Source organism: Duganella sp. Root1480D1 (assembly GCF_001427305.1).
GTDB lineage: Bacteria > Pseudomonadota > Gammaproteobacteria > Burkholderiales > Burkholderiaceae_D > Rugamonas.
Genome location: NZ_LMFZ01000001.1, coordinates 677,900 through 687,606, shown reverse-complemented (window position 1 = coordinate 687,606; position 9,707 = coordinate 677,900). Strand labels below are relative to the sequence as shown.

At 63.1% G+C, this 9,707-nt stretch carries 11 protein-coding genes; 5 read left to right on the top strand and 6 right to left on the bottom strand.

Going from position 1 to position 9,707, the window contains the following annotated elements:
* Positions 1–63: 63 nt before the first annotated feature.
* The 6 genes from ASD58_RS03455 to ASD58_RS03430 form a co-directional block, all read right to left on the bottom strand.
* Positions 64–1,296, bottom strand: a complete 1,233-nt coding sequence (locus ASD58_RS03455) for a DUF2325 domain-containing protein (RefSeq protein ID WP_057259670.1) — start codon at positions 1,294–1,296, stop codon at positions 64–66.
* Between the two features lie 8 nt (positions 1,297–1,304).
* Positions 1,305–1,634, bottom strand: a complete 330-nt coding sequence (locus tag ASD58_RS03450) for a hypothetical protein (protein WP_057259669.1) — start codon at positions 1,632–1,634, stop codon at positions 1,305–1,307.
* 73 nt (positions 1,635–1,707) lie between these two features.
* A complete protein-coding gene (gene hemP / locus ASD58_RS31765; protein WP_057259668.1) occupies positions 1,708–1,911 on the bottom strand; it encodes a hemin uptake protein HemP in 204 nt (67 codons plus the stop codon).
* A 129-nt stretch (positions 1,912–2,040) separates the two neighbouring features.
* Complete coding sequence (locus ASD58_RS03440) at positions 2,041–2,853, bottom strand: Crp/Fnr family transcriptional regulator (RefSeq protein WP_057259667.1); 813 nt, start codon at positions 2,851–2,853, stop codon at positions 2,041–2,043.
* Positions 2,854–2,989: 136 nt separating this feature from the next.
* Entirely contained in the window at positions 2,990–3,634 is a 645-nt protein-coding gene (locus ASD58_RS03435) for a response regulator transcription factor (protein WP_057259666.1), read from the bottom strand.
* A 77-nt stretch (positions 3,635–3,711) separates the two neighbouring features.
* Positions 3,712–4,179: a universal stress protein gene (locus tag ASD58_RS03430; protein WP_057259665.1), complete on the bottom strand. Its 468-nt coding sequence runs from the start codon at positions 4,177–4,179 to the stop codon at positions 3,712–3,714.
* Positions 4,180–4,522: 343 nt separating this feature from the next.
* Between ASD58_RS03430 and ASD58_RS03425 the strand changes: the two genes are divergently transcribed.
* The 5 genes from ASD58_RS03425 (at position 4,523) to leuD (ending at position 9,698) form a co-directional block, all read left to right on the top strand.
* Complete coding sequence (locus ASD58_RS03425) at positions 4,523–5,362, top strand: protein phosphatase CheZ (RefSeq protein ID WP_057259664.1); 840 nt, start codon at positions 4,523–4,525, stop codon at positions 5,360–5,362.
* On the top strand, positions 5,362–7,254 hold the full coding sequence (locus ASD58_RS03420; protein ID WP_057259663.1) for a chemotaxis protein CheA: 1,893 nt from the start codon (positions 5,362–5,364) through the stop codon (positions 7,252–7,254). The genes ASD58_RS03425 and ASD58_RS03420 overlap by 1 nt, the downstream gene beginning before the upstream one ends.
* 180 nt (positions 7,255–7,434) lie before the next feature.
* Entirely contained in the window at positions 7,435–8,838 is a 1,404-nt protein-coding gene (gene leuC / locus ASD58_RS03415) for a 3-isopropylmalate dehydratase large subunit (protein ID WP_057259722.1), read from the top strand.
* Between the two features lie 23 nt (positions 8,839–8,861).
* Positions 8,862–8,990: an entericidin A/B family lipoprotein gene (locus ASD58_RS03410; protein WP_057259662.1), complete on the top strand. Its 129-nt coding sequence runs from the start codon at positions 8,862–8,864 to the stop codon at positions 8,988–8,990.
* A gap of 60 nt (positions 8,991–9,050) precedes the next feature.
* Entirely contained in the window at positions 9,051–9,698 is a 648-nt protein-coding gene (gene leuD / locus ASD58_RS03405) for a 3-isopropylmalate dehydratase small subunit (RefSeq protein ID WP_057259661.1), read from the top strand.
* The last annotated feature ends 9 nt before the right edge of the window (positions 9,699–9,707 follow it).

The following is a 9,707-nucleotide window of genomic DNA, read 5'->3' as shown; positions in this document are numbered from 1 at the left end:
CAGCTCCGGCAATCGGACATTTTGCGCAGCAAAATGTCCGATTGCCGGAGCTGACCCCGACTTTTATTGTGGTTCCAGCGCGCGCTGGAGGGTGGTGACACTGGGGTTGTCGACGAAGATGCAGCGCTTCTGGTGGCGTTTGCAGAAGTCCTTCACGCGCCAGTAGGCGCTGTGGCTGATGCAGGCGGTCTGGCAGATCACCAGGTCGGCGGCGGCCATGCTGCTTTCCAGGCGGGCGACATTGTCTTCCAGCCCGCCGTCGTGGTGCAGGAATTCGGCGCCGGCGTCTTCAATCACGCTGCGGTAGCCGGCGACATTGCCGGCTCGGCCGCCTACGCACAGCACGCGTTCGGCCAGCCGGCCATGCAGCGTGACGCGCTGTGCCGTGGTGCCCGCACGGGCAGCCGGCCCGCCCGTTGCGGCGGTGACGGCTGCCGGCATGGCGGGCGCGGGTTGCGCGGTGATGGCGGCCAGGGCGGCGCGTGCTTCGCCGAGCTGGCGTTCCAGGGCGCTGGCTTCGGCGCGGGCGGCGGCGGCTTCGCTGCGCAGATCGTGCACGCGCTGTTCGGTGGCGGCCAACTGGCGCGCCAGGCGTTCGCGCGTGGCAAGGCCGGGGATGGTGGCGTGCAGTTCATCGAGCTGCTGGCGCAGCGAGGCCAGCACGCTGTCGCGGCCCACCAGTTGTGCCCGCAACTGCATCAGGGCGGCGGCATGAGCTTCCTGCTCGGCGTGGCGCTCGGCTTGCCAGGCGGCGCTGCGTTGCTGCAGCCGCGCCAGTTCGCGTTCCTGGGCCGCGTTGGATTGCTCGAGCACCTGCAGGCGGCTGATGTCGGCGCGCGTGGCGGCGCCGGCCTGGTGCTGGATCATGTGCAGGTCGCGGCACATGCGTTCCTGCAGTTCGAGCGTGCAGTGCGGGTGGCTGAGGCCGGCCCAGAACGGGCCCGGCACGTCGCCGCTGGCGACCGCGCCTTGCCATAGCGCTTCCAGTGCCGCGGCATCGCGGGCGTTGCGGAAGCGCTGGATCACGACGGCATAGCGGCGCTCCAGTTCCTTCTGCACCGCTTCTGACAGGCGGTTGCGGCTGCCGCATTCGCTGACGGCGCCAACGTGGACTTCATAATCGTCGGCCAGCACCTTGCCGCCGACGGCCTTGGTGACGATCTTGCGCAGCACGCCCAGCGGCAGGCCGACTCCGACCAGCGGGCAGTGGCAGGTGTGGGGCAGGTCCCAGATGCGGCGGCGGCGTGCCGGTTCCGCGGCGGCCCTGGCGGCGGCGGTGTCATGCTTGTCGCACATGGCGGGCCTCAGGCGGGCAGCGGGGCAGGCCGGGGACGGCCGATCAGGCGCGCCAGGAAACTGGCGCGTTCCTGCGGAGGGCGGGCTTGTTCGACCACGGCGCCCCACTGTTCGCACAATTGCTGGCAGGTGGCGCGCAGCACGGGCGACAGGTCTGGCAGCGCCGACAGCGCCTTCAGGTGGCGCTCGATGACCGATGCCAGCTTGACGCAGCCGCCGTTGTCGGCGGCATTGGCAGTGTAATGCGACATCAGGTGCAGCACGGCGGACAGCATCAGCTCCGGCTGGCGGGCAGCGGCGCTATGCGTAAAGATCGGGTCGTTGCGGTCGATAGCCATGATTCACTCCAGAAAATCAGGGGTGGCTGGCTGCCGCGTGTGACGGCTGGCTGGCGATTGGGGAGGGTAAGCCTCAGGCAGTCAGGATCAGCTTGTTCAACTGCGTGATGCGAAGACGGTAAATGCGGCCGGCATGTTCAATTTCGATTTCGCGCTGGTCTTCCATCAGGCCGGCGGTGGTGTAGCGGCGCAGCGCTTGGGGCGGGGCAGGCTGCTGCGCGGCAGGGGCGGCAGCAGCCTTGGGTTTGGGGGCGTCGATAGTGGCGGAAGATGACATTGTTATTTTTCCTCAGATAAGAATGATTCGCATTTGCATTATGCGCAGATTGGCAATGCTTGTCAAATAAATTATTGAAGAAAAAAAGAGGCCCGCCGAAGCGGGCCAAAGCTGGGTGAGTAGTACTCTTTACAAAGTCGCCAGCAGCGGCACGGCAGCTTCGCCGGCGGCGGCTTTGGCGCGCGACGGCAGCTTGCTGCGCGTGCGCGATGGCGGCAGGCGACGCAGCGATTTCAATGCGTCGACGTCCTTGATGCCGATGGTGCGCTGGTCTACGCTGATCAGCCCGATCTCATTGAAGGCCGACAGCGTGCGGCTGACCGTCTCCAGCGTCAAGCCGAGGTAGCTGCCGATCTCATGGCGCGTCATGCGCAGGTTGAACAGCTTGCTCGAATACCCCATCTGCGAAAACTTTTCCGATAGCGTGACCAGGAAGCGCGCCACCCGCGCTTCCGCGCTCAGGGCGCCCAGCATGCCAATCATGGCTTGCTCGCGCACCAGTTCGCGGCTCATCACGCCGTACATCAGGTTCTCCAGCTCCACGTGGGTGCGGCCCAGTGTGGTCAGCTTTTTGAACGGCAGCAGGATCAGGTCGCAGTCCGACAGCGCCACCGCCTCCGAGGAGTAGGTCTTGCTATGGATGCCGTCCACGCCCATCAGGTCGCCCTTCATCGGGAAGGCCAGCACCTGCTCGTTGCCAAATTCGTCAATCAGCACCGTTTTCATGAAGCCGGAGTTCACCACATACAGCATGTCGAACGGCTGGCCGATCGTATGCACGCGCTGGCCGGTCTTGAACTGCACGTGCTGGAACAGCAGCTCTTCAGAAGTGAGCGATACCGGCGGCAAGTGCAGCAGCTCGCACACTTCTTTCAGGTTGGACCACAAACGGCCTTGCCGCTGGCGGCCGGCCTCATGGGACACGGGTTGCGTTGAGAGCATGCTGATCTCCTGGTTCCCAAACGGAATGGTTTCAGTATGCCAACGTGAATGTGGGAAAAATATCAGTGGTTGCTGAATATAGCCGTAGGAGGGTAGTGGGCCACTGTAGGAATTATCCTAAAGTCAATCTTGTCGATCATGCCTTGAACGGGGTCAGCAGCTTGTGCGCCACTGCGTACTGGACCATTTCGGAGAGCGAGGCCATGCCCATTTTCTGCATGATGCGGGTCTTGTGGGTGCTGACGGTTTTCACGCTCAAATGCAGCCCGTTGGCGATTTCAGTGATGGATTTTCCCGACACCAGCAGCGAAAACACTTCGAATTCGCGGTCGGACAGCTGTTTGTGCAACAGCGTTTCGGCCGGCTGCATGATGTTCAGCGCCAGTTGCTCGGCCACTTCGGTGGAAATATAGGGGCGACCCGAGGCGACCTTGCGGATCGCGCCCACCAGCTGGGTGCCAGCGCTTTCCTTGGTCAGGTAGCCCTGGGCGCCGGCGCGGATGGCGCGCACCGCGTACTGCTCTTCCTCGTGCATGGTGAGGATCAGGATGGCGAGCTTGGGGGATTCGCTACGGATCTGGCGGATCAGGTCGACGCCGCTGCGCCCTGGCATGGACAGGTCGAGCAGCAGCAGGTCGAAGCCGCCCTGGCGGATGTGGTTGAGGACCTCGAAGCCGTCGATGGCCTCGCCTACGATGTCGATGTCGGGAGCCCCGTCAAGGATGCGCTTGAGCCCTTCGCGCATGATGGTGTGGTCGTCGGCAATGACAATGCGAATCATAGTTCCTCAAAAAGTTAGCAATACATGTCTTCACACTCCGGCCCGGCAGGCCGGAGCGCATCGTAACGCCAGGCCGCTCAGGCCGGGCGCGGGTCTTTGATCAGGCGGTGCACCAGCACCGGGATCTTGGCGTGCGATAGCACCTTGTTGGTCACGCTGCCCAGCAACAGCTGTCCCCAGCCACTGCGGCCGTGCGAGCCGATGAAGATCAGGTCGCAGCCGCTCTGGCTGGCCACGTCGACGATCTTCAGTGCCGCACTTTCGGCGAAGGCCGTCATGCCTTCCGCCCGGACACCTTTTTTGGCGCAGGACTCAAGGATAGACTGAACATGCTCATTGCCGGCGCGCTGCATTGCCGCCCGGTACTCTTCTTCGCTGGGGTAGCTGGGCGGAATGATCTCCACGTAAATCGGGTATTGGTATTCCGGCGCTACAAACAAGGCCAGCACTTCCGCGCCGAGCTGCTGGGCGAATTCGACCCCGGCACAGGCGGTCTTGCTGGAAACGGCCGAGCCGTCCGTCGTGATCAGGATTTTCCGATACATATCTCAGCCTCCTTTAATATCAAAAGAGCCAGCTCCTGCCTTCATTGTAGCCCCCTTTATCAGTATTGTTCTGCTGTAAAGAGTTGATAATTATCAAGAAACTGTCAGGAGGGCATCGCAGAAGGCGCAAATTCCCTTGATTTCAGGGGCTTGCAGCGGGAATTTCACACGATCCGCAAATACAACAGTACACTTGGAGGGCCATTCGGCTTCACCTAAGAGATTGAACTGTGGGGGCTGCCCCTGTTACACTCGCGTGAGTGCCTTATTTATTGCCGAGCGTCAAATTTGACAATTTTTTTTCGGCAGCAGGACCTTTTGAAAATTGGGAGAAGCAGGAATTATGACCGACGCCGCTGATGATTTCGATGCATTATTTGAGGAAGTATCTGCGCAACGGGCGAATGCGCCTGCACCAGCTCCAGCCGCTGCCCCGGCGGCTGCCACAGCCGATTCAGGCGATTCGGATGACCTGGAAAGCCTGTTTGATTCGGTCGCCGCGTCGAGCAAGGCTCCGGCGCCGGCCGCCGCTCCGGCACCAGCGCCTGCTGCAGTGGGCGAAGTGCCGGCTGAAGGCGGCGAACACGCCGAAGGCATGTTCGAGCGCCTGGGCGGCATCGTGCGCCTGCTGCACGATTCGCTGCGCGAACTGGGCTACGACAAGGCACTGACCGAAGCGTCGACCCAGATCGTGGATGCGCAAGACCGCCTTGAATATGTCGCGTCGCTGACCGAACAGGCTGCCAACAAGGTCTTGAATACCCTGGACGACGGCATGCCGGCCCAGGAAGTGCTGTCCAAGCAAGCCAAGGAAATGGAAGACCGCTGGGCCGACCTGTTTGCGGGCAAGCTGAGCATTGATGACTTCAAGGCCCTGGCTGGCGATTCGCGCGCCTTTGCCAGCAAGGTAGCGCAAGCAACGGAGGCGGAAAAAGCCCGCCTGCTGGAAATCATGATGGCCCAGGACTTCCAGGACATCACCGGCCAGCTGATCAAGAAGGTCGTTGCCATCACCAAGAAGGTCGAAACCGAATTGGCGCAGCTGTTGAAAGACAATGCGCCGGCTGAGGTGCGCGAGAAGATTGCGCAGAAAGAGGTGTCGCTGATGTCGGGTCCATCCGTCCCATCGGAAGCCCTGAATCAGGACAGCGTCGATGACCTGCTTGCCGACCTGGGGTTCTAATGGACGATATGCTCAAGGAGTTCGTTGTCGAGGCCATGGACCTGGCCGTCAACGTCGAAGAGCACTTGCTGCGCCTCGAACGTGACCCCGACAACAAGGAAACGCTGAACGCAGTTTTCCGTTCCTTCCACACCATCAAGGGTGGCGCGGGCTTCATGAACCTGGGCGCGCTGGTGTCGGCCTGCCACCTGACCGAGAACCTGTTCGACGCGCTGCGCACCGGCGCCGCGCCGGTGACGCCGCTGTCGATCGAGGCGGCGCTGCAGGCTTCGGGCTTCGTGGCCGACCAGCTGACCGACCTGAATAACGGCACCGCGCCGGACCAGTTGGCGCCCATGCCGGCCGACCTGGAAGCGATCCTGAAGGAGGCGATCGAAGGCAAGGCCAGCTCCGCAGCGGGCAAGGCCAAGCCGGCCGCCGCGCCGGCTGCCGCTGCTGCTGCCCCTGCCGCTGCCCCTGCCGCCCCGGTTGCCGCCGCAGCGAGCGCTGCCCCAGCCGCCGCGCCGTCGGCCGATGGCCTGGATTGGGAAGGCATGTACGAAGCCGTGGTGCCGCCTGGCACCTACGTGCGCCCGGTTGCCGATGCGCGCGCCGAAGGCGTGGCTGCGGCCCATGCGGCCGCCGAGGGCACCCAGGCCGCCGTGCCTGCGCCGGCCCCGGAAGCGAAGGAGCGCCCGGCCGGCGAACCGAAGCCGACCTCGGCGCCGGCCAAGGAAGAATCGATCCGTATCGACGCCGTCAAGCTTGATGCGCTGCTGGAAGTGGCCGGCGAATCGGTGCAGGCTGCCAACCAGGCTGCCGTGCTGCTGGAGCGCCTGCAGCAATTCAAATTCGAAGGCCAGGCCGCGACGCTGATGTCGGCCCTGACCGAAACCCTGGAGCGCGCCTCGCGTTATTCCACCGAACTGCAGCGCGCCACCCTGGCGACCCGTATGCAGCCGGTCGGCCGCCTGTTCCAGAAGTTCCCGCGCCTGGTGCGCGAACTGGCGAAAGACCTGGGCAAGGAAGTTGAGCTGACCATCGAAGGCGCGGAGACCGAAGTCGACCGCGTGGTGGTGGACAGCCTGTACGACCCGCTGGTGCACATGCTGCGCAATGCGCTGGACCACGGCGTGGAGGGCCCGGAGGCGCGCATGGCCATCGGCAAGCCGCCTAAAGCCTACATCTCCCTGAAGGCGTGGCAGGAGGCCAACTCGGTCATGATCGTGCTGCAGGACGACGGCAAGGGCATGGACCCGGCAGCGCTGAAGCGCAAGGCCGGCGAGAAAGGCCTGATTTCGCCAAGCGCCAACCTGACCGACGACGAGTGCTACCAGCTGGTGTTCCTGCCGGGCTTCTCGACCAAGGAAGTGGCTTCCTCCGTTTCCGGCCGCGGCGTCGGCATGGACGTGGTGAAGACCGCCGTGGAAAAGAACCGCGGCGCGATCCACATCGAATCGGCGCTGGGCAAGGGCACCAAGTTCGCCATCCGCCTGCCGATCGAACTGTCGATCGTGCCGACCATGCTGGTGTCCACCTCCGGCGCGCTGCTGGCGCTGCCGATGGCGGTGGTCGAGCGCGTGGTCGAACTGCCGGAAACCTTCATGGAAGTGGGCGGCGCACCGGTCCTGAAAGACCAGGGCCGTCCGCTGCCGGTACGTTCGCTGGCCGATGCGCTGGGCTACGAGCCATGCTCGGAACGTGTGGGCATCGTGGTGAACTCGCCGCAACCTTACATCCTGGCCGTGTCGGCGGTCGACGGCACTGCCGACCTGGTCATCAAACCTATGACTGCACTGTCGGTGGACGGCATTACCGGCACCGCACGTTCCGCCGAGGGCGACCTGGTCCTAGTAGTTGGCCTATCGTTCCTGATGGACGGCTGCAGGGGAAGTGTAAGGATGGCGGCGTAAAGCCTCCTCCAAAAAATACAGAAAACACAAGCCTGCAGCCTCCCACAAAGGGGCTGCGGGCTTTTTTTATTCGGCGCCATACGCCAAAAACTACGCGAAATTGCTCACGAGGCGGAAAATGGCTAGGTTTTGCATTGCACAAAATATGGCATAATCAAACGGATCACCTTATCAGGCAGCATCATGAAAACGCTTTACGACAAACTCTGGGAATCCCACGTAGTACGCACTGAGGAAGACGGCACCGCCCTCCTGTACATCGACCGCCACCTGGTTCACGAAGTGACCAGCCCGCAGGCATTCGACGGCCTGCGCAGCGCCGGGCGCCAGCCATGGCGCCTGTCGGCCAACCTGGCGGTGGCCGACCACAACGTTCCGACCACCGACCGTTCGCATGGCATCGAGGACCCGACCTCGCGCCTGCAGGTGGAAACCCTGGACCAGAACACCAAGTCGGTCGGCATGACCTACTTCAACATGAACGACAAGCGCCAGGGCATCGTGCACGTGATCGGCCCGGAGCAGGGCGCGACTTTGCCTGGCATGACCGTGGTGTGCGGCGACTCGCATACTTCGACCCACGGCGCATTCGGCGCGCTGGCGCACGGCATCGGCACCTCGGAAGTAGAGCACGTGCTGGCGACCCAGACCCTGCTGGCCAAGAAATCCAAGGCCATGCTGGTGCAGGTGGACGGCGCGCTGCCGGCCGGCGTCACCGCCAAGGACATCGTGCTGGCGGTGATCGGCAAGATCGGCACCGCAGGCGGCACCGGCTATGCGATCGAATTCGCCGGTTCGGCGATCCGCTCGCTGTCGATGGAAGGCCGCATGACCGTTTGCAATATGGCGATCGAAGCGGGCGCCCGCGCCGGCATGATCGCGGTCGACGATACCACCATCAACTACGTCAAGGGCCGCCCGTATTCGCCGGTGGGCCCGCAGTGGGAACAGGCGGTGGCCTACTGGCGCACCCTGCATTCCGACCCGGGCGCCAGGTTCGACTTCGTGGTTACGCTGGACGCGGCGCAGATCCAGCCGCAAGTGACCTGGGGCACCTCGCCCGAGCAGGTGACATCCATCGACGGCCGCGTACCCGATCCGGACCAGGAAAAAGACCCGGTCAAGCGCGACGCCATGGAAAAAGCCCTGGTCTACATGAACCTGACGCCGAATACGCGCATCGAAGACATCCGCATCGACAAGGTATTCATCGGCTCCTGCACCAATTCGCGCATCGAAGACTTGCGCGCCGCCGCGGCCGTGGTGCGCGGCAAGCAGCGCGCTTCGAACGTCAAGCTGGCGATGGTGGTGCCGGGTTCCGGCCTGGTGAAAGAGCAGGCCGAACGTGAGGGCCTGGATGCGATCTTCAAGGCAGCCGGCTTTGAGTGGCGCGAGCCGGGTTGTTCGATGTGCTTGGCAATGAACGCCGACCGCCTGGATCCGGGCGAGCGTTGCGCCTCGACCTCCAACCGTAATTTCGAAGGCCGTCAAGGCCAGGGCGGACGCACCCACCTGGTGTCTCCCGCCATGGCAGCGGCAGCCGGTATCGCCGGCCATTTTGTGGATGTTCGATCCATCCGCTAACCATAACCTGCCAGAGACACATCATGAAAAAACTATTCGCCATCGCCATCGCTATTACCGCCTTCGCCCTGACCGGTTGCAATACCGTCGCGGGCTTCGGCAAGGATGTCCAGAAAGTCGGCCAGAAAATGGAAGGCGCGGGCAGTAAATAACCGCCGCACCGCGGGCTGCGCCAAGCATGCCGGCCCGCCGTTGCCACCTCGTTGAGAATCATGGAAAAATTTACCGTCTACGAAGGTCTAGTTGCACCCCTTGACCGCGCCAACGTCGATACCGACGCGATCATCCCGAAACAATTCCTGAAGTCGATCCATCGCACCGGCTTTGGCCCGAACCTGTTTGACGAGTGGCGCTACCTGGACCACGGCGAACCGGGCGTGGACAACAGCAAGCGTCCGCTCAATCCGGACTTCGTGCTGAACCAGCAGCGCTACCAGGGCGCCTCGATTCTTTTGACCCGCAAGAACTTCGGTTGCGGCTCCTCGCGCGAACACGCGCCGTGGGCGCTCGACCAGTACGGTTTCCGCGCCATCCTCGCGCCAAGCTTTGCGGACATCTTCTTCAACAACTGCTTCAAGAACGGCCTGCTGCCGGTCGTCCTTAGCGAAGCGCAGATCGATCATCTGTTCAATGAAGTCAAGGCCTTCCCGGGTTACCGCCTGGTAGTGGACCTTGAACAGCAGCGCGTCAGCACCAGCAGCGGCACCGTCTCCTATCCATTCGAGATCGATGCCTTCCGCAAATACTGCCTGATGAATGGCCTCGACGATATTGGCCTGACCCTGCGCCATGCCGACGAGATCCACGCGTTCGAGGAACGCCGCCTTGCCAACCAGCCTTGGTTGGCCAACGTCATTTAACAGATAGAT

What these genes read in the sequence shown, in the direction of transcription:
- ASD58_RS03455 (WP_057259670.1), bottom strand. Translation starts at nt 1,296, where the DNA reads ATGTGCGACAAGCATGACACCGCCGCCGCCAGGGCCGCCGCGGAACCG.
- ASD58_RS03450 (WP_057259669.1), bottom strand. Translation starts at nt 1,634, where the DNA reads ATGGCTATCGACCGCAACGACCCGATCTTTACGCATAGCGCCGCTGCC.
- hemP (WP_057259668.1), bottom strand. Translation starts at nt 1,911, where the DNA reads ATGTCATCTTCCGCCACTATCGACGCCCCCAAACCCAAGGCTGCTGCC.
- ASD58_RS03440 (WP_057259667.1), bottom strand. Translation starts at nt 2,853, where the DNA reads ATGCTCTCAACGCAACCCGTGTCCCATGAGGCCGGCCGCCAGCGGCAA.
- ASD58_RS03435 (WP_057259666.1), bottom strand. Translation starts at nt 3,634, where the DNA reads ATGATTCGCATTGTCATTGCCGACGACCACACCATCATGCGCGAAGGG.
- ASD58_RS03430 (WP_057259665.1), bottom strand. Translation starts at nt 4,179, where the DNA reads ATGTATCGGAAAATCCTGATCACGACGGACGGCTCGGCCGTTTCCAGC.
- ASD58_RS03425 (WP_057259664.1), top strand. Translation starts at nt 4,523, where the DNA reads ATGACCGACGCCGCTGATGATTTCGATGCATTATTTGAGGAAGTATCT.
- ASD58_RS03420 (WP_057259663.1), top strand. Translation starts at nt 5,362, where the DNA reads ATGGACGATATGCTCAAGGAGTTCGTTGTCGAGGCCATGGACCTGGCC.
- ASD58_RS03410 (WP_057259662.1), top strand. Translation starts at nt 8,862, where the DNA reads ATGAAAAAACTATTCGCCATCGCCATCGCTATTACCGCCTTCGCCCTG.
- leuD (WP_057259661.1), top strand. Translation starts at nt 9,051, where the DNA reads ATGGAAAAATTTACCGTCTACGAAGGTCTAGTTGCACCCCTTGACCGC.